The following is an 18,849-nucleotide window of genomic DNA, read 5'->3' on the forward strand; positions in this document are numbered from 1 at the left end:
AACAGCTCACGCTAGAGGCTGAGCAGCTCTATCAGGCGTCCGGCGAAGTCGATCAACATCTCGTCGCTGCCATGGGCTCCGACGAGTGAGAGGCCAACCTGGGTTCCGGCGCGAGTCCGCAGCGGAACCGTCACCGACGGGGCGCCCGTCAGGGTCGCCAGCGCGGTCAACTCCAGCAACCCGACACGTTGAGAGGCGGCTTGGCTCAGGGCGTCGTAGCGACGAGGAGCTCGGGCCGGAGCCGCTGGCAACAACACGATGGCACTGCCGCCCTCGGTCAGCTCGTCGAGTCGTTCGCGGGCCTGAGAGATGACCTGATCAGCCTGTTCGACCTGCTGGTCGGTGATGGTCTGGGCGATGTCGAACCTGGGGCGAATCTCCTCGCCCACGCCTTCGGAACCGAAACGCTCGTAGTACGACCGGTTCGACCTCCACCCCTCCCAGAGCCCGCGGGCGCTGAAGGCTGCACCCCAACGCCCCAAGGTGCCCGCCGGGCCGGCCTGGGCTTCGATCACCGCACCCCCGACCCTGTCGACTGCCGCAGCGACCAGCGGCTCGAGGCCGGCCCTGACCTCGGGGTGAGCGACTTCGAAGGCGTCGGTCAGGATCGTCAGACCTCCTGGTGCCGGAGGTTCTGACCAGTCGTCGAACATCACCCGCCCGACGCTCTCGAACACCGAAGGATCACGGGCGAACCAGCCCACCGTGTCGAACGACGGCGACAGCGGAGCGCAGCCGGTGTCGTCGACGCGCCCGTGAGTGGGCCTGATTCCGAACAACCCGCAATAGGTGGCCGGAACTCGCACAGAACCTGCGGTGTCGGTTCCCAGCGCTATGTCGCAGATCCCGGCAGCCGTGGCGGCTGCGGCCCCGGCCGAAGACCCGCCAGGAAGCCCGTACGGGTCGGCGGGGTTGTCGGGTGTCCCGTCGTGAGGGTTGACCCCGCTGAGCGACCAGGCGAACTCGACCGTGATGGTGGTGCCGATCAAGTCTGCGCCCGCGTCGAGCAGGCGCTGCACCGCGGCGGCGTTCGACTGGGCGGGTTCGGCGTTCGAACGAAGGGTCGGGTTGCCACAGCCCGTGGGCAGACCCTGCACGTCGAACAGTTCCTTGGCGGTGAAGGTCATGCCCTTCAGCGGCCCGTCGCCGGCGCCATGTGCAATCGGACCAGGACCTTCGACAAAGGCGCCCGCATCGGCGCGCAGAAGCGGATTCATCTCATGAGACTGCCAGATCCGCGGACCCAATCCGGTTCGTCAGGCGTCGTGACCGGCATGAAAGTTGAACACCGGTGATTCCTTGATGCCGCTGGGCCATCTGGCAGTGATGGTCTTCAGCCGCGTGTTGAAGCGGACGCCTTCCATGCCGTGGATGTGGTGATCGCCGAACAACGAACGCTTCCACCCGCCGAACGAGTGATAGGCCACCGGAACCGGAATGGGAACGTTCACGCCGGTCATGCCGATTCGCACCCTCAGAGCGAAGTCCCTGGCCGCATCGCCATCCTGGGTGAAGATCGCCACGCCATTGCCGTATTCGTGGTCGTTCACCAGCCCGATCGCCTCTTCGTAGTCGCCGGCACGTACCACCGACAGCACGGGGCCGAAGATCTCTTCGCGGTAGATCGACATGTCGGGGGTTGCGCGGTCGAACAGGCAGCCGCCGATGAAGTACCCGTTCTCGTGACCGGGCACCGAAACGCCGCGGCCGTCGACGACCAGCTCTGCGCCACGCTCGACGCCGGCCTCGATATAGCCGTGGATTCTGTCGAGGCTGTCGCGCGAAACGATGGGCCCCATGTCGGACTCGGGGTCGGTGAACGGAGCGACCTTCAACGCCTCGACCATGGGTTTCAGGGTCTCGACCAGGCGGTCGGCCGTTTCGTCGCCCACTGGCACGGCGACCGACACTGCCATGCACCGCTCGCCGGCCGAGCCATAGGCCGAGCCGATCAGGGCGTTCGCCACCTGCTCCATATCGGCGTCGGGCATCACGACCAGGTGGTTCTTGGCCCCGCACAACGCCTGCACCCGCTTGCCGTTGGATGTGCCGCGGGCGTAGATGTACTGGCCGATGGCCGTCGAACCCACGAAGCTGATGGCCTCGACCTGTGGATGGTCGAGCAGTGCGTCGACGGCCTGCTTGTCGCCGTTGACGACCGAGAAGACACCCGCCGGCAGGCCCGCCTGGTGCAACAGCTGGCCCAGGCGCACCGCCACGGAGGGGTCTCGTTCGCTGGGCTTCAGCACGAACGCGTTGCCGCAGGCCAGCGACACCGGGTACATCCACAGTGGAACCATGGCGGGGAAGTTGAACGGCGTGATTCCGGCCACCACCCCCAGGGGCTGACGTATGGCGAAGCTGTCGACGCCGCTGGCCACGGCCTCGGAATACTCGCCCTTCAGCAGATGAGGTATGCCGCACGCGAACTCGACCACCTCGACACCGCGAGCCAGTTCGCCGCGGGCGTCTTCCAGCGTCTTGCCGTGTTCGGTCGACAGCAGCGTCGCCAGCTCGTCCTGGTTGGCCAGGATCAGCTCGCGGAACTTGAACATCACCTGGGCCCGCTTGGCAGGCGGGGTCGAGCCCCACTCGTGCTGGGCGGCTGCGGCCACGCTCACCACGTGGTCGACGTCCGCGGCGGTGGCAAGCCGTACACGGGCAACGGCCTCACCCAACGCAGGGTTCATGACGTCGGAGAACCTCTGGGATTCACCGGTCCAGAGTTCGCCCGCGACGAGGTGATCGACAGACCTCAAGTGATTGTCTCCTTCGTGATCCGGCGAACAGCCGGTTTCAGCCGGTTCCGGCGGCGGCGCCAGGAAGCTCTATCAAGGGTGACACATAGTCACCGAGCACCGCTTCGTCGGCTTCCTCGAGATCGTCCCAGACACTGGCCGCGGCCTTGTCCGCGTCGGCGAACATTCTCATGATCGGCAGCGCCAGGTTGGGCTGACGGCGGTATGGCGCCCACTCTCCCACCGGTTGGGCCAGTCGATCCGACACCACGTGCAGAACGAACGGGTTGACGGGCAGGCCGATATGGGTGCCTGGCACCTCGATGTTCTCGGTGCGCGGGCCCGGGCGCGTAGCGGCGGCGCGCCAATCGACCACCCCGTCGGTGCGGGTCCAGATCGAGGTCACGGGCACCTTCAACCGCTGTGTGGGGTCGAAGTCGCCCAGGTCGGCATCGGTTGACGCGATTGCGTCGAACACCTTCGAGACGGTTCCGCGACGCTTGCCCACGCCACGGATGGGGCTGCCCATGGTGATCACCGACGAAACCAGGTCAGGCCGGTTGAAGGCGAGATAGCGGGCGTAGACGCCACCCAAGCTCCAGCCGATCAGATCGATCTTGGTGCCGCGATCGTCGGCCATGTCGTCGAGGCGGCCCAGCATCGCGTCGACCACTCGCTGCGATGGCCCCACATTGAGGCCCTCGCCCCAACCCTTGGTGTGGTGCCCCAGCTTGCGCAGTTGCCGCTTGAGGCTGATCATGTTGGTGTCGGTGGCCAGGAAACCGGGCAGCAGCAGAACCGAGCGGTTGCCCGTGGGCATGTCGGGGAACAGGCGCCTGGCGGCGAAGGCGGTTGCGTACTCGAAGGGTGCCATCACCTCGGCGAGCGCGACGAGACGTCCTGGCCCGATCTTTCGACCACCCCCTCGGCCCAACAGATTCGACACCGGCGTTCCTTTCGCCCGTCAGGGTCCTCGCCAAGTTCACCGACCCGCCGAAACGAACCGGTCCCCCGAAACAGACCCTACGTCACCATCGGCATTGTGTGCGACACGGTCAAGTGTGTTCACCTCACTGCCCTGAACCGCGAGCCATACAGTTGCCCCCATGGGCCTGCTCGACCGCTTCCTCTCGGCCATGAGGCCGCCCACCCAGACCAGGGAGAGCGGCCCGCCTCGTTCGTCCAATGGCGCATCTTCAATGCACGCCCGCTGGCTCGGCCCGCTCGACGGGGCCGAGGCGGCAGAGGTCGAACTGACCATCGTCGATCCCCCGGCGGGTCGGCACCTTCATTTCTGGGCTCTGCAGGCATCGTTCTACAGCGGTCGCCGGCGGCTGGGCGGGGCCCACCTGGGTCTGCAATGGATCGCCGGCCACCCGGGCAACACGGCTGCGAACTGGGGTGGCTACGGGGCCGGCGGCTCGATCCTTGACGGCACCCGGTCCGATCTGCCCAGCGCGCTGAACAACCCACACACGCGCGACTTCGTGTGGCACCCCGGCAGGGCCTACCGGCTGCGCATCGACCGCGGAATGGCAGGCTGGCGCGGCAGCATCATCGACACATCCACCGGCGACACCACTGTGATTCGCGAGTTGCTGCCCGGCGGCGATCGGCTGGGTTCGTTCGTGATGTGGTCGGAGGTGTTCGCCCCCTGCGAAGGCCCGTCGACGGCCGTTGCGTGGTCTTCGGCAGCGGTCGAACGAGGCGGCACCAGATTCGATGTTGCCGACTTCGAGCTCAACTATCAGAGCTACGAAGACGGCGGTTGCACCAACACCAACACCTCGATCGAAGCTCTCGGGGGCCGGCCGCACGTGGTGCAGCGCACAGCCGTGGCACGGGTAGAACCTGTCGGCTCGACACTGCATCTGGGCCGCTGAGCCACCACAATTGAAAGCGGGTTCAGTTTCGCCGCACAAAACCTATCGGCTCGACCATGTGGGTCGACTGACCACTCATGGGTCTCATGATCACCGGGATGATCCTTGCAACGGTGGGTTTGGGTTTGACATCCGTGGCAACCCTGAAGCTGACGGGAGACCTACCCGGACCCATCGAGGCCGCCCTGCGCTCGGACGGGATGCAGCCTCGACGGCCGCAGACCGGCGTAGCCGACTCTGTCGCTCTGGTGGCCGGCATCGGGGTGCAGATCCTGGGCGCCGTGGTGGCCACATGGCCACTCGACGAGGCATCGACGATGGCCACCATCGCCGTGTCGTGGATAGTCGCCGGAGCGGGACTGCTGTCGCTGCGCTCTCGCTGACCCGACGGCATCTAGGCTCGACAACGTGAGTCTCGACAAGATATTCCTCTACGGAACCCTCATCCCGGGCGAAGAGCGATGGGCCCACCTCGAGCCCTATGTGGTCGACTCCCTGCCCGACACCGCACGGGGCTTGCTGTACCAAACCGACTTCGGCTACCCGGCCGCTCGATTCGACTGCACCAACACCATCGGCGCGACCATCCACGGAGTCACCGTGACCATCGATGCCGACATAGCCGACGAGTGTATGGAGTTGCTCGACGAGGTCGAGGCTGCCGAAGTGGGCCTGTTCCATCGAGTGGTCGTCGTCACCGGCAGCGGCGAGACCGCTTGGTCCTATCAATACGGCACCGGGCTGGATCGACTCGAACCGATCGATTCGGGCTCGTGGGTGCAACACACCACAGGTGAGCCGCCCGAAACCGCCCCGCCGGCCGGCTTTCTCAGCGACATCGAGGCCAGGGTCTTGGGGTCGCTGATCGAGAAGGCTCTGGCGACCCCCCAGAACTATCCCCTCTCGCTGAACTCGCTGGTGGCCGCCTGCAACCAGAAGTCGAGCCGCGAACCCATCACCGATTACGACGAGCGGGCCGTCATGTCAACGCTCACCCAATGCAAAGAGCGCAAGCTGGCGCGCTTTGTTCACCCGACCAGCGGCCATGGGGTCACCAAGTACAAGCAGGTGCTCGACGAACACCTCGGCCTCGACCGGGCGCAGCTGGCCCTTATCGGCGTGTTGTTGCTGCGCGGGCCCCAAACCGCACGAGAGCTGCGCGATCGCACAGAGCGTATGCACGCCTTCGCCGACGTCGACGAGGTGGCGTCGACCCTCGAGCGGTTGGCAGAGCAGGGCCGGGTCGAATGCCTGGGCCGCCAGCCGGGGCAACGCGACGAGCGGTGGCAGCAGTCGCTGACCGCTGCCGGACGATGACGCTGCAGCACCCGGTGGTGCTGTTCGATCTGGACGGAACCATCAGCGACAACTCGGTGGGCATCACCAATGGCATTGTCAGGGCTCTCGCCCACTTCGGAATAACTATCGACCCAGCCGAGGCCGGCCGGTACATAGGGCCACCGCTTCGTGTGGTCTTCCCTCAGCTGGGGGTCGATCCGGCCCGGGTGGAAGACGCAGTGTCTGTGTATCGCCAGTACTACGACCACATCGGCTGGGCCGAGAACGTGCTGTACGACGGTGTGGCCGCAGTGCTGCGGGCGCTGGTGGCCTCGGGGCGCACCGTGGCCACAGCCACATCCAAGCCCGACGTTTCGGCCCGGCGCATCCTCGAACACTTCGGGTTGGCAGAGAACTTCCAATACATCGGCGCCGCGACGCTGGACGGTAGGAGAGACCACAAACACGAAGTGGTGGCCCACACCCTGGAAGTGCTGGGCGTCGACCCCGACGATGCGGTGATGGTGGGCGATCGCAGCCACGACGTGGAAGGAGCCCGCATGGCCGGCGTGGGTGCGTGCATCGGTGTCACCTGGGGTTTTGCGCTGCCGGGCGAGCTGGAGGCGGCCGGCGCATCGCCCATCGTCGCCGACGCCGGTCAGCTGGCCAGGGCGCTGTCGGTCGAGTTGTCGTAGGCCACCGACAGGTGGGCACCCGTGACGACCGCAGGCATGTTGGGTGATGCGCGCCTGGGGCCGAACCGGCGCACCACTGCTATGTCGGTGGTGCGGATGCTCAGCAGGCGAACGGCCCACGAATCGATGACGTCTCGGCCGCCCGTGTCGAAGAAGGTCGTCAGCGGACCTTCCTGGGCATAGGCGTCGGCGCCCTGCACCACCTCGACGGTGCGGTCTACGAGGGTGACCTCGAAACCCCCGCTGTCGGACGGGAACAGATCTTGTGTGTCGCGATACATCGGTGTTCCTTCCATGGATCGACCGTACGGGATCGGCCCTGTGGGTAACGAGTACCTGAACCCTGTGACATTCCTGTGAGGCGCGCGGTGGATAGCGTGTGTTCATGCACAACGATTCCGCCGCAACACCAACCGAATCCGAGCTGCGCGGTCGCCTCACGCCCGAGCAGTTCCACGTCACCCAGGAAGCCGGAACCGAACGTGCGTTCACCGGCTGCTACTGGGACACCAAGACCCCGGGCACGTACCACTGCATAGTGTGCGACACCGAGTTGTTCAGCTCTGACACCAAGTACGACTCGGGCTCGGGCTGGCCCAGCTTCTACGACGCCATCGATTCGGGTTCGGTCGAAACCCACACCGACACCAGCTATGGGATGATCCGCACCGAGGCTCGGTGTGCAAGATGTGGATCACATCTGGGCCATGTGTTTCCAGACGGCCCTGCGCCCACCGGCCAGCGCTATTGCATGAACAGCGCCAGCCTCAGGCTCGAGCCCGCCGAAGACGCCCAGTAGCCGGGGCCGGCGGCGCCGGCGCCACCACATGGGCTTGCGCTGGCGCTAATCTCGGATGCCGTACTGACCTCCCCGGTCGGGCGAAGGGGTTACCTTGTTTCGACGGCGCTGGCTGGTCCGGACGCTGAAGGTCACCGTGATGGTGGCAGCGACATATTGGCTTGCGCTGCCACAGCTCGGACGGGCCTATCGGGCCATCGGATACCTCGACGACCGCGGCCTGGCACTGCCCATCTTCGGTGGTTTGCTGGCGGTCGCGGCGGTTGTCGCCTATGCACAGGTCACCAGGGTCTTGTTCGACCGTTCGGAACGACCCGGAATCTGGTTGACCCTGGGCATTGTCACGTCGGCCCTGGGGGTCAACCGACTGCTGCCCGCCGGCGCAGCCGCCGGCACGGTCGTCACGTTCAAGTTGTTCGGCCGAGCCGGAATTGCGAAGCGCCAGACGGGTTTTGTGATGGCAGCACAGGGTCTGGGCAGCAATTTGCTGCTGGTGTTGTTGGTGGGGTTCGCCATGTTGGCTGCGCTGCCTGTGTATGGATTTCGGGCAGGCTACGTCACGGTGGCGATAGCGGGCGCGGCGCTGGTGGGTTTGGTGCTGCTGCTGGGTGACGCCTTCTCCAACACCCGTTCCTGGCCACGCCGGTTGGCCCGCGTCGCAGGATCGCCGCTGGGTCGCATTCGGCCCGGCCTCAACCCAGACCGCCTGGTCGAGGTGATCGACTCGACCTACGAGCAGGCAAGGCAGATTCGCAAGCGACGAGAAGATCTGCGCTCGGCCCTGGTGTGGGGTCTGGCCAACTGGATTCTCGATGCTGCGTCGTTGTGGGTGTTCCTGACGATGGCCGGCGCAAAGGTCACTCCTCAGGCCGCGTTCCTGGTGTTCGGCCTGGCCAATGTCGCGGCACTGTTGCCGTTCACGCCCGGGGGCCTCGGCGTCGTCGACCTGACCATGACGGCGGCCCTCGCCGGCATCGGCGTTCCAGACCCCAACGCGGTGATCGGGGTGGCCGCCTACCGGCTCAGTCACTACTGGCTGCCGATTCCCGCGGCCGCTCTCGCCTACCTGCTGGTCAGGCGACACGTCGAGCGCACAGCACCGGCGGTTGCAGCCGCCTGAGCATCGGCTCCCAGGCCTCAAGTCGAGGTGTCGAACCTGCCGATTTGTGTTGCGTGGAGACCCGGCGCGACATAAGCCCCCGCGTAGTTCGCATCTGGCGAAAGAGCGACGACGCGCGGCCCATCAGGCTCGTTGTGGACCAGATCCACGACGGCGAACTGCGCGTGCCGATGGAAGCCTTCGGTGGGCGCGTAACCCCAGGCGAAACGGTCGACATCGAGATTCCTGCCGACGGCAGCGTGGCCACTCCGGGCGACCCGCTGGCGCCCGGCCGGTTCAAGAGCCTGGTGTCGGGTGTCGAGGTCAGTGGCGAGGGCGTGTTCGTGTCGTTGTTGTTGCCGCCCGAGCGGGGTCGCCGCCGGATGTCGGATCAACGTCGAGCCGCCCGGGCACGCATCGAGCGCGCGGCCACAGCATCAGTACTCGACGCCCAGATGCATCCGGGCAAGCTCATGGAGACCCAGGTCACCAACATCTCGGCGACCGGAATGCTCATCCACTGTGGTGAACAGGTACCGGCGGGCTCGCGGCTGGTGGCAAGCATCGACGTGGCCGACCACCTCGTCAACGTCATCGGCCGCGTCCTGGGCACCGGGCCGCACGACACGGTCAGGGTCGAGTTCGAATCGCTCAGCGATCGAGCCCTGGCTGCGATAGCGGTCGAGGTGGCCAACCTGACGGGGGCAGATTCGCCGTACTCGACATCACCACAGCTGGCGCAGCTGAAGGTGCCCCGCGCAGTGCGGGAGGCCTACGAGAAGGGTCGCAACTGTCGCCTCGAAAGGGCCTGATTCGCACCCCACTCCCTCCCGAGATCGCAGATCGAGACCTTCGACCCCGTTGGCTGGTGGAGGGTGTGGTGGGGGTGTGAACCGAAGGGACTATCAGCCGCCGACGGCTGCGTCCGACGAGAAGCTGGCTGGAAACAGCTCGACGATCTTGGCGTCGAGGCCTTCCTTGACACCGGCCAGAGGCAATACGTTCAGCACGCCCTGACCGGCCTTGATCAGGTCGATGATCTCTTCACCGCTGCGCACCAGCACAGGGGTGGTGCCGCTGATCACCAGGTTGGCCGATGCGACGTCTTCGCCCAGCTCGGTTCGCAGGTAGCTGAAGATGTCACGCACCGTCTCGAGGCGGATACCGGCGTCGAGCAGGGTCTTGATGACCTTGAGCTCGAGGAGGTCTTGATAGCTGTACGAGCGGCGGCTGCCGCTGCCTGCGGCGTCGGCCAGCGACGGGCGGATGAGGTCGGTGCGCGCCCAATAGTCGAGCTGCCTGTAGCTGATACCGACGATCTCGGCAGTCTTCTTGCCCGAGAACCCGGCCTCTGTGTGCTGTGCGTTCGACACCCGTCAAATCTCCGTTCGCCCGACCAGTGCATCACATGATCGGAACTACGTCCATGTGATGCCTGCCGAGGACTCAAGGTACGCGCGCGCTCCGAGGTCTGTCAATCACCTTCAGCGCGAAATATCGCGCGGCTCGCGCGAATTGCCCTACCTTGTGTCTTGGGGCTCGCGCGCTCCGCGCGATCGGGCGTGTGCTCGCGCGCCTCAGAGTCGGGTCAATCGGCCAACTCGTGCAGGTGTTCCAGCTCGTCTGGACGGCCCATGGCGATGATCACCGAATTGGCCTCCAACACCTGGTCGTCCGGCGGATTGGTGACGAAGTGGCCACCGCGCGTTCGCACCGCCAGCAACAGGCAGCCGGTATTGGGCCGCACCCTCACGTCGCCGACCGTCTTTCCGGCCCAGGGGCTGTCGGGCGATACGGTCACCTCCTCGAGACGCCACTCGACCTGTTGGCCGTGCACGCTGACGTCGAGGAACTCGGCCACGTTTGGCTGAAGGGTGTAGGTGGCCATGCGTCGACCGCCGATGAACTGCGGGTTCACCACACGGTCGGCTCCGGCGCGCAACAACTTCTCCTCGGCGGCCGATGCGTGGGCACGCGCCACGATGAACAAGTTGGGGTTCATAGCCCGCGCCGACAGGGTCACGTACACGTTGTCGGCGTCGTTCGACAGCGCCGACACCAACACACTGGCCCTCTCGACCCCGACCGATCTCAATATGTCGTCGTCGGTGGCATCACCTTCGATGACCGCATAGTCGTTGGGATAGTTGAGCTGTGAAGCCACTGCGTCCACCAACACGAACTGCTTGCCGGCCTCGGCGATCTCCGAGATGATCTCGCGACCGACACGCCCGGCCCCGCACACGACGATGTGCCCGTTCATCTTTGCAATCCCCTTCGTCATACGACGACGTCCATAAACCAGTTCGAGGCGACCTTCGACCAGGCTCTCGACAAGAACACCCAGGGTGTAGAACGTCGAGCCGACGCCCAGGATGATGACCACCGCCGTAACAGCGCGGTAGGTCGCCGACCCGGTGTCGTTGCCGACCTCTTCGTACCCGACCGTGGTGATCGTGATCAGCGTCTGGTACAGCGCATCCTCGAGGCCCAGCCCCAGCATCAGGTATGCGACTGTCGATGCTGCGACGACCAGACCCAGAAGGGCCACCGCTCGTCTGACCCTGCCGATGTCGCGAAACGGCCTCAGTGGCGAGGGTCGGCTCCACAGACGCCCATCTCGGTCTCGCCTCATGCGGATCATCTCGCCGGCTCGAACCTTCTCAACCTTCGAAGTCCTCCGGGTTGAGGTCGTCGAGGAATTGTTTGAACTCGTCCAGCAGCTCGGCGGGATCTGTGTCTTGCAGATCCGACGGCGGCGCGTCGGCAGAGTCGACGAGGTCGTCGGCGGCCGGATCTTCCAGCTGGGTTCCGGCCGCGGCCAGCACGGCCTCACTGGCGAATATGGGGGTTCCTGTGCGCACCGCCAGGGCAACCGAATCGCTTGGTCGTGCCGACATGGTGATGCGCCTGCCCGATAGCTCGATGACCAGCTCGGCAAAGAACGTGCGGTCGCGCAGCTCGGTGATGGTCACCGACACCAGTTCGGCCTCGAGATCGGTCAGCATCTGGGCCATCAGATCGTGGGTCATCGGCCGCGCCATCCGTATGCCGTCGAGTGCTCGGTGAATGGCTTGGGCCTCGGGCACATCGATGACGATGGGCAGCACCCGGCCACCCTCGGCCTCACGCAGCAATACGACGGGCGTGTTGAACGGAAGCTCGACCTCTACTCCGATCAGCTCCATCTCGATCATGAGAGCGACCCTACCGCAGGTTTGGCTACGGTCCGATCAAGGCCGGCACCGATTCAGGAGCCCGAGCCGTGCTCCAGCAAGGCGCTGCGCATCATCGCCGCACGCATCCGTGCGCCGAGTATCGCCAGCTTCTCTAGTTGCTCGAGCGTCTGCTTGCGTGCAGCCGGGCTGCGCTGGCGAAGCAGTGGCATCACGACCTGCTCGAACACGGCCGCTTCGCGCTCGGCTGCGGTCTTGTACATGCGCAGGTGGCGGGGCTCGACCCCGAACTCCATGAAGGCGGCGGCAAGGCGGCTGACGGCCAACGACTCGGCGTCGTAGTAGCGCGACGGCCCCAGCGGACGGCTGTGGATCAGCCCGTAGGTCTCCAGTTGGGCCACCTGATCCACGGTCATGTCCGACGCGGCCGCCAGCTCGTCGATGGTCAGCGCCAGCGTGCTCGGGCCGGTGTCGAGGGCCGAGGCGGTTTCATCGAGCTCTCCGCCCGACAAGATCGCCGAGTCGGCGTCGGGGTCGGGCTCGGGTGCCTCGATCACCTCGGGTTCGGGCTCGGGTTCGAGGTGTTCGCCGGCCTCTATCTTGTCGCGGATGACCCTCAGGGGCAGGAAGCTGTCGCGCTGCTTGACCAGTACCCAACGCAGCAGATCGACGTCTTCGTCGTAGAACTTGCGGTAGCCCGAGGGAGTGCGCTCGGGGTCGATCAGTCCCTGGGTCTCGAGGAAGCGGATCTTCGAGATCGTCACATCGGGAAACTCGTCTTGCAGCTGAGACAGAACCTCGCCGATGGATAGATGCGATCTCGACATCCTCAGGTGCTCTCCGCCAGATAGACGAGTTTGAACTTGCCTATCTGTACTTCGTCGCCGTCGTTCAGTACTGCTTCTTCGATGCGTTCGCCGTTCAGGTAGGTGCCGTTCAACGAGCCGACGTCGCGCACATTGCGCACCGTGCCCACGCGCTTGATCTCTACGTGGCGTCTGGAAACCGTGATGTCGTCGAGGAAGATGTCGCTGTCTGGGTGCCGACCAGCGGTGACCAGTTCGCCTGCCAACGGGAAACGGGTTCCGCGGCGGTGACCGTCTGACACGACCAGCCAGGCGTCGACCTCGGCGGGCTCATGGCTGGTAGGTGCCGGCTCGGTGGGCATCGACTCGAGCGGGTCCATCCCCTGCGTGCGCAGGTCGGCGTCGGCCCTCAGCTGCGAACCGCAGCTGCCACAAAAGCGCGATCCGACAGGGTTCTGGTGCCCACAAGACGTGCAGAACGGATCGCTCATCGAAGCATCAGCCCTCGGTGAACTCGGCGTACTCGGCAGCCGACATCAGGTCGCTGGTGTCGGCGTCGGCGGCCACCTCGATGACACAGATCCATCCCTCACCGTAGGGGTCTTCGTTCAACGTCTCGGGCGCCTCTTCGAGCTTGGCGTTCACCTCGGTGATGACCCCGGCAACCGGTGAGTAGATGTCGGACACCGACTTGGTCGACTCGACTTCGGCAAACGACTCGTTGGCCGCCACGGCACGGCCGGTCTCGGGAAGGTCCACGAACACGACGTCGCCGAGGGCGTCTTGTGCGTAGTCGGTGATGCCGATGCGAGCGTGCGCTCCGTCTTCGTCGAAACGGATCCACTCGTGGTCTCTCGAATAGCGGACGTCGTCGGGCGTATTCATATTTTGAAACGTTACCGCGCTCTGGCGCTCGAAAGGCGCCTGTTCAGCGGTCGGCCCGGCCCTGCGCCAGCGCCGCCCTCGCGATGGGCACGTAGCCGGCCGCCGAATAGAAGTGAATTGCCAATCCCGGAATCACACACACCCACGCGAGGGCACGCCCGATGTCGGCCCAGCCCGCGTCGCTGTTGCCCACCAAGAACAGCGGGAAGGCGAACATCAACAGGAATGTGCCCGTCTTGCCCCACCAGGTGACATCTATTCGTCTGGCGCCCAGTGCGCCCAGCACCAGGGCCACGACGCTGACCAGCCCCTCGCGGACCAGCGTCAGCACCGCCACCCAAGCCGGCACCGACTCGTCGACCCAAATCGCGGTGACACCCACCAGGAACAGCAGTCGGTCGGCCACCGGATCGAGCAGCTTGCCCAACTCCGAGACCTGATCGAAGCGCCTGGCGATCCAGCCGTCGACCCAGTCGGTGGCCCCCAGCGCACCCAACAGCCATGCCGCAGCGTGCCGGTCGTCGCGCCCGAACAGCAGCCACAAGAACAGGGGCAGGCAACAAAGCCGCACCACCGTTATCAGGTTGGGCACGGTCAAGATCTTGCTGTCTCGCACCAGGGCGTGCCCGGCGCCGTCTGGTTCATCTGCGGCTCGGCCGTCCGGGTGATTCGCCATCAGCGCCGACTGTAGCGATCGGCGCGCACTAGCTTGGAGGTGTGGCAACGATCTTCACCAGAATCATCGACGGCGAGATCCCCGGGACATTCGTCTGGCAGGATCCGACCTGCGTGGCCTTCATGTCGATCAATCCGCTGCAGACCGGCCACGTGCTGGTGGTGCCACGGGCGGAGGTAGACCATTGGGTTGACCTCGACGATCAGGTTGCTGCCCACGTGTTCGGCGTCGCAGGGCAGATCGGCAAGGCGGTTCAAAAGGCCTTCGAGCCGCCTCGGGTGGGGCTCATGATCGCCGGCTTCGAGGTGCCTCACACCCACGTGCACGTGGTGCCCATGTTCGGCATCCGCGACCTCGATTTCGCAAACGCCGCCGCCTCGGTAGACCGCGCGGTGTTGGAAGACGCAGCCCAGCGCATCAAGGCCGCGCTGTAGGCAGCTAGCGGCCCCGGCGGCCGTTGCGCCCCCGCCGCTCTGGCGGGCCGATCTCGGGCTCCGATGTCGACACGTGGTGAGCCGAACCTCCCGACTGCTTGGCCACGTACATGGCTTCGTCAGCGCGCCGCAACAAGCTGTCTGGGGTCTCGCCCGCCACTCCCACGGCGATGCCGATACTGGTACCCACAGTGGCCATGGTCGGGCCCACATCGATGGGTTCGACGATCGAGGCGATGATGTCGAGAGCCAGGATTCTCACCCTGGCCATGTTCGAAGGCTGTGCGACCACCACGAACTCGTCGCCGCCCAGACGCACCGCCGTGTCGCCTTCGCCCAGCGCATCGTTCAGCCGCCTGGCGACCTCGATCAGAACCATGTCGCCCGCATCGTGGCCGATCGAGTCGTTGACGGCTTTGAAGCCGTCGAGGTCCAGGAACAACATTGCGGTCTCGGCCATGTCCAGTTCGCCCAGCAACACGAACAGCTGGGCACGGTTTGGCAGGCCGGTCAGTACGTCGTGGCGGGCGTCGTGCGCCAGCTGTTGCGACCATCGGGCCAGTGCCTCGTAGGTGTTGGCTGCGTGCCAAGCAGCCTGCACCTGTTTGGCCAGGACACCCACCGACTCGACCAGCGACGAGTCCAGCTCTAGCGCCTCGGTCGACCATGCACGAATGGCGATCTGGCGGCCGTCGTCGGTGGAGAATCCAGCGGCGATCCGGCTGCGATAGCCCAACGATGTCAGGCGGTACATGACGTTGGCATCGGTGTCGCCGATGCCCTCGGTGATGATGCGGCCGCGTTCCAGAGAATCCAGCAGCACGTCCTCGGCCGGATCGATCGTCTCGCTCTTGCCGCGCGACGCGGACGCCATCCAACTGCGGTGGGCGACACTCATCTCGCACGAGTCGACCCTGTCGAAGCCGACCTCGACCAGGGCTTCCAAGGCCACCGAGACAACGGCTCCGGGCGACTCGGCGCCGGCCATACGCTCGGCCGCCGCCGACAGCGACCTGAGCTGCCTGGACCTCTCGTCGGCGATGTTTCTGGCGTCGCTGGTCTTCTCCAAGTCGTCGCGAAGGCGGCTAGCGATGATCGAAGCGGGGATGACGATGGCGCCTACGGCTGCCAGCTGCTGGGCCGCGATGCGAAATAGGCTGGCCGAAGAGTCGTCGGGCGCAGCGGTCTGAAGCTGGACAGCGATGTGAGCGACGCTGACGGCCAGCCACGCTGTCATGGCTCCGGCCGAACCCCACGCGCTAGCGGCGTCCAGAACCGGAATGACCAGGGCAATCCACACCAGGGGGGTTGCGCCGACGTCGACAGACAACATCACGGTCAGAGCCAGCATTGCGTCCAGCACGACCTGGACACCGTTCTTGCCGTCGAGGGCTGAGCGCGCCGACAGGTTGGCCAGGAGATTCGCAACCGCCAGCACCATCGCCACCACGATGAACGTTGCGTCCAGGCGGTGTCCGGCCGAGCTGTCGGGCTGCAGGACTACGAGCACAGCGGCGGCGACGCTGAGCAATATGCGCAACGCGCGCAGCGCGTCGACGAGGGCGTCGGTCCTCGTCGAGTCCTGTTCGGCTCGAACGACCGCTGTGGTCGGCTCGACATGAGTGGTCATCGCATCGTCCGTCGACCGTACCGGCCGCTACCTGAGCGATCCGTCATCGATGAATTCGATGGTCTGGCGGTCGACAGCACTGCACATGGATGCTCAGCGCTTTCGCGACTCGCAGATAGAGCGTGACCAGTTTCGCCGTCGTCGAACGCGCACGATCGGCTGGGTCGCGTTCGCGGTGATCGCCTTGATCACGGTCGGCGTGTTCTCCATCGCCGAGGCGTCGCAGCGCATCACCGAACGCGCCGGCGTGGTTCACGCATACGACGAGCTCCTGCAGAGCGTCACCATCACCAGGGCCCAGCTCGGCTTTTCGGTCGTGCTCGCCGAGTTGGCTGACGAGGCACAAGTGGACGTCACCAATGCCCTGGCGGCCAACAAGCAAGACGTCGACACGGCACTGAGGCGCCTGGGTGACACGGTCGCCCAGTTCGATGCCGATCTGGGCGGGCTCGAGCCCGACACCGCTGCGGCCATAACCAGCTTCCGCGAGGCCACGGCCGCCCTGGAGAGCGAATTCCTGAACGGTAGGTCCAGCACCTCGACGGTCGATGCGTTCAACGACGCACACACCGGCCTGCGGTCTTCGCTGGCAAGAGATCGATCCGCCGCGATCGAGCGGGTCAAGAGTGCCGACGCCACCCTTGGCCGGCTGGGTTCGCTGCTGAGCTTCGTGGTGGCCTTCGTCATTCCCACCGTGGGGCTGTTCCTCTACCGGGAGATCACGAGACCACGTCGCGAGCTGCAACAGCTGGAGTCTGCGGCTGTTCAGAGCCGGGGCCGAAACATCGTTGCCAAGGCGCTCAGCGACGACCTCATGACACTGGTCAGCGCCGAGCGGGCCGAAACCGAATCCGACGCCCAGCTCAGGCGCGACATCGCAGGGCTGGCGGCGACGCTCGACGTTCTCCACGACCAGTACGTTCTGAACTTCGAGCTGACGACTGTCGATGAGCTGGTGGCGCGGGTCTCGGCGATCATCGACGAGCAAACCTCGGGTGTCGGCCTGCTGATGCTGACCGGCGAGACGACTCGCAAGGTCAACATCGACAGGCCGAGTGCGGGGGTCGCTCTCGACCTGTTCACCATCGACTCCGTCGAGCGCGGCGCCACCAACATCGCCTGCCACATAAACGAGCTCGATAACTGGATCGAGCTCGCCTTCTCCCACGACGGCGTTCCTCGGCCGGCCAGCGAGATGCAGCGCTCGGTCGAACGCGCGACGGTTGCAGAGCGGGCCACGGTGGCCGCTGGTTCTTCGGGCACCGCCATCGCGGTGGTAAACGACCTGATCGAGGCATCTGGTGGCTCATTGACCCTTCGTGAGGAGGTGTCTGGCGGAGCCAAGGTGATCCTGCGGCTTCACTCCCCGGCCGTTGCGTCAACGGATAAGGCTGAACTCGCTGTGGCCTCGGCCGACTGAGCGCACCGTGGCTTCCACACCCGTGTCCGAGACCAGACGAAACGAGAAGATCAAGCGGCGTCGCGCCGCCGTTCTGGGGACCTTCGCGGGCATAGCACTGTTCGTCCTGGCTCTGGGCGTCTTCTCGGTCGGACAGGCCTCGCGGCGGGTGACCGAGCGCGCCAGCTCGGCACACTCATACGACGAGCTGTTGATGTCGGCAACGGTCGCGAGGGCCCAGCTGAGTTTCACGTCCCTCGTTTACGAGCTCGGACAGACGGCCGAGATCGACGTGGCGAGACCGATCGAATCGAACCTCGGCAACGTGTCAGGGTCGATGACGAACATGGCCGTGATCGTCGAGGAGGCCAGGCGCGACGGGGTTGGCCTGTTGCCCACCACGGAAGACTCGGTGGGGCGATTCCGCGAGCGGGTCAGGGAGGTCAGCCTCGCACTGTCCAACGGCGAGGACGGCATCTCACTCGACGCCATGGAGCAGGCATACGACGAGTTGGCAGACGTGGTGGCGCGCGACCGCGACGACGCACTGGACCTGCTCGACGCCGCCGACGCCGAGCTGACCGATCTGGGCACGCTGGTCGGTGCGATCATCGCCTTCCTGATTCCCACCGTCGCGGTGATGATCTATCGCGAGCTGACGCGACCTCAACGCGAGGTCCTCGAGTTGGAGGCCGCCCTGGCCAAGGGCCACGCCCAGACCCTCGTGCGGCGAAAGCTGGTCGACCGGTTCGTCGAGAGAGCACGGATGCGCCCAGAGTCGCATCTGACGGCCCCCATAGAGCGGTTCGTGGCCGCCACCGAGGTTGTCGACGGAGCCAGAGCTCCCGATCTTCAGACGCTCGAGTCTGGCGAGCTCAGCTCGATGTTGTGGCGTGCCGGTCGTGTCACCGGCGTCGAGGTCGAGGTCAGCGGACCCACCGGAATCGTCACCATGACCGACGGCGGGGTCTTCTTCGATGCCGTGCGGCTGTTGATTCGCGATCTCGCGGGTTCGGGCGCATCGTTGGTGTTCTGCGAGATCATCGACCTGGCTTCGGCTGTCGAGCTGCGGTTGGGTCACGACGGGGTGCGGCGCACCAGCACCGAGGCCGCCTTGGCCCTCGAGCCCGACAGCTCGAACCTGCTCGACATAGTGCGCAGCAAACGCAGCGCCGACCTGTGGGTTGCGCGAACCCTTCTGAGAGCGATAGGCGCGGACCTGCGCGCTGTCAGCAAGAACCCCAGCGTTTCCTATGCCGTTGTGGTGCCCCGCGTTGCCACCGAATCAACGAAACAGCGCCAGGGGGCCGTAGCCACGAGGTGACCGCCCACTCCGAGATGACCAGTTCCA

The 18,849-nt window shown here is 65.6% G+C and carries 22 protein-coding genes; 10 read left to right on the forward strand and 12 right to left on the reverse strand.

From position 1 onward, the window contains the following. Positions 1–11: 11 nt before the first annotated feature. From R2770_06710 to R2770_06720, 3 genes are read right to left on the reverse strand one after another with little or no spacing between them, the layout of a single operon-like run. Complete coding sequence (locus tag R2770_06710; protein MEZ5280145.1) at positions 12–1,217, reverse strand: amidase family protein; 1,206 nt, start codon at positions 1,215–1,217, stop codon at positions 12–14. A 39-nt stretch (positions 1,218–1,256) separates the two neighbouring features. Beyond that, positions 1,257–2,759 carry a CoA-acylating methylmalonate-semialdehyde dehydrogenase gene (locus R2770_06715; protein ID MEZ5280146.1) on the reverse strand — a complete coding sequence of 501 codons (1,503 nt, stop codon included), beginning with the start codon at positions 2,757–2,759 and terminating at the stop codon, positions 1,257–1,259. A gap of 37 nt (positions 2,760–2,796) precedes the next feature. After that, the gene (locus R2770_06720; GenBank protein MEZ5280147.1) at positions 2,797–3,684 is read right to left on the reverse strand and encodes a hypothetical protein; all 888 of its coding nucleotides are present in this window, start codon (positions 3,682–3,684) and stop codon (positions 2,797–2,799) included. A gap of 160 nt (positions 3,685–3,844) precedes the next feature. On the opposite strand from R2770_06720, the gene R2770_06725 reads away from it, so the two are divergent. The 4 genes from R2770_06725 to R2770_06740 all read left to right on the forward strand — a co-directional run bounded on the left by R2770_06725 (position 3,845) and on the right by R2770_06740 (position 6,594). Beyond that, positions 3,845–4,621, forward strand: a complete 777-nt coding sequence (locus tag R2770_06725) for a hypothetical protein (protein MEZ5280148.1) — start codon at positions 3,845–3,847, stop codon at positions 4,619–4,621. A gap of 77 nt (positions 4,622–4,698) precedes the next feature. Continuing rightward, on the forward strand, positions 4,699–5,004 hold the full coding sequence (locus R2770_06730; GenBank protein MEZ5280149.1) for a hypothetical protein: 306 nt from the start codon (positions 4,699–4,701) through the stop codon (positions 5,002–5,004). 25 nt (positions 5,005–5,029) lie between these two features. Then, positions 5,030–5,938 carry a DUF480 domain-containing protein gene (locus R2770_06735; GenBank protein ID MEZ5280150.1) on the forward strand — a complete coding sequence of 303 codons (909 nt, stop codon included), beginning with the start codon at positions 5,030–5,032 and terminating at the stop codon, positions 5,936–5,938. Next, on the forward strand, positions 5,935–6,594 hold the full coding sequence (locus R2770_06740) for an HAD hydrolase-like protein (protein MEZ5280151.1): 660 nt from the start codon (positions 5,935–5,937) through the stop codon (positions 6,592–6,594). The genes R2770_06735 and R2770_06740 overlap by 4 nt, the downstream gene beginning before the upstream one ends. On the opposite strand, the gene R2770_06745 is transcribed toward R2770_06740, so the two are convergent. Then, positions 6,558–6,890, reverse strand: coding sequence for a hypothetical protein (locus R2770_06745; GenBank protein ID MEZ5280152.1), 333 nt, complete (start codon positions 6,888–6,890; stop codon positions 6,558–6,560). The two genes, R2770_06740 and R2770_06745, sit on opposite strands and share 37 nt — an antisense overlap. Positions 6,891–6,979: 89 nt before the next feature. Between R2770_06745 and msrB the strand changes: the two genes are divergently transcribed. The 3 genes from msrB to R2770_06760 all read left to right on the forward strand — a co-directional run bounded on the left by msrB (position 6,980) and on the right by R2770_06760 (position 9,304). Then, the gene (msrB, locus tag R2770_06750; protein ID MEZ5280153.1) at positions 6,980–7,393 is read left to right on the forward strand and encodes a peptide-methionine (R)-S-oxide reductase MsrB; all 414 of its coding nucleotides are present in this window, start codon (positions 6,980–6,982) and stop codon (positions 7,391–7,393) included. Between the two features lie 94 nt (positions 7,394–7,487). After that, on the forward strand, positions 7,488–8,513 hold the full coding sequence (locus tag R2770_06755) for a YbhN family protein (GenBank protein MEZ5280154.1): 1,026 nt from the start codon (positions 7,488–7,490) through the stop codon (positions 8,511–8,513). A gap of 134 nt (positions 8,514–8,647) precedes the next feature. Further along, complete coding sequence (locus R2770_06760; GenBank protein ID MEZ5280155.1) at positions 8,648–9,304, forward strand: PilZ domain-containing protein; 657 nt, start codon at positions 8,648–8,650, stop codon at positions 9,302–9,304. A 93-nt stretch (positions 9,305–9,397) separates the two neighbouring features. Here R2770_06760 and R2770_06765 read toward each other — a convergent pair whose 3' ends face one another. The 7 genes from R2770_06765 to R2770_06795 form a co-directional block, all read right to left on the reverse strand. Further along, positions 9,398–9,865, reverse strand: coding sequence for a MerR family transcriptional regulator (locus R2770_06765; GenBank protein ID MEZ5280156.1), 468 nt, complete (start codon positions 9,863–9,865; stop codon positions 9,398–9,400). 215 nt (positions 9,866–10,080) lie between these two features. Next, positions 10,081–11,127, reverse strand: a complete 1,047-nt coding sequence (locus tag R2770_06770) for a potassium channel protein (GenBank protein ID MEZ5280157.1) — start codon at positions 11,125–11,127, stop codon at positions 10,081–10,083. A gap of 28 nt (positions 11,128–11,155) precedes the next feature. Further along, the gene (locus tag R2770_06775) at positions 11,156–11,689 is read right to left on the reverse strand and encodes a bifunctional nuclease family protein (protein MEZ5280158.1); all 534 of its coding nucleotides are present in this window, start codon (positions 11,687–11,689) and stop codon (positions 11,156–11,158) included. 53 nt (positions 11,690–11,742) lie between these two features. Next, positions 11,743–12,495, reverse strand: a complete 753-nt coding sequence (locus R2770_06780; protein MEZ5280159.1) for a MerR family DNA-binding transcriptional regulator — start codon at positions 12,493–12,495, stop codon at positions 11,743–11,745. A 2-nt stretch (positions 12,496–12,497) separates the two neighbouring features. Continuing rightward, complete coding sequence (locus tag R2770_06785; protein ID MEZ5280160.1) at positions 12,498–12,965, reverse strand: FHA domain-containing protein; 468 nt, start codon at positions 12,963–12,965, stop codon at positions 12,498–12,500. Between the two features lie 7 nt (positions 12,966–12,972). Next, entirely contained in the window at positions 12,973–13,359 is a 387-nt protein-coding gene (gcvH, locus tag R2770_06790; protein ID MEZ5280161.1) for a glycine cleavage system protein GcvH, read from the reverse strand. Positions 13,360–13,402: 43 nt separating this feature from the next. Beyond that, positions 13,403–14,035, reverse strand: a complete 633-nt coding sequence (locus R2770_06795) for a CDP-alcohol phosphatidyltransferase family protein (GenBank protein MEZ5280162.1) — start codon at positions 14,033–14,035, stop codon at positions 13,403–13,405. A gap of 41 nt (positions 14,036–14,076) precedes the next feature. Here R2770_06795 and R2770_06800 point away from each other — a divergent pair, with 41 nt between their 5' ends. Further along, positions 14,077–14,469 carry an HIT family protein gene (locus R2770_06800; protein ID MEZ5280163.1) on the forward strand — a complete coding sequence of 131 codons (393 nt, stop codon included), beginning with the start codon at positions 14,077–14,079 and terminating at the stop codon, positions 14,467–14,469. A gap of 4 nt (positions 14,470–14,473) precedes the next feature. On the opposite strand, the gene R2770_06805 is transcribed toward R2770_06800, so the two are convergent. After that, a complete protein-coding gene (locus R2770_06805) occupies positions 14,474–16,099 on the reverse strand; it encodes a GGDEF domain-containing protein (GenBank protein MEZ5280164.1) in 1,626 nt (541 codons plus the stop codon). Between the two features lie 49 nt (positions 16,100–16,148). Here R2770_06805 and R2770_06810 point away from each other — a divergent pair, with 49 nt between their 5' ends. Together R2770_06810 and R2770_06815 are read left to right on the forward strand one after the other, a co-directional pair. Further along, positions 16,149–17,519, forward strand: a complete 1,371-nt coding sequence (locus R2770_06810; GenBank protein ID MEZ5280165.1) for an ATP-binding protein — start codon at positions 16,149–16,151, stop codon at positions 17,517–17,519. 7 nt (positions 17,520–17,526) lie between these two features. Then, positions 17,527–18,822 carry a hypothetical protein gene (locus R2770_06815; GenBank protein ID MEZ5280166.1) on the forward strand — a complete coding sequence of 432 codons (1,296 nt, stop codon included), beginning with the start codon at positions 17,527–17,529 and terminating at the stop codon, positions 18,820–18,822. Positions 18,823–18,849: the final 27 nt, after the last annotated feature.

This window comes from Acidimicrobiales bacterium (assembly GCA_041394185.1).
GTDB lineage: Bacteria > Actinomycetota > Acidimicrobiia > Acidimicrobiales > Poriferisodalaceae > JAAETH01.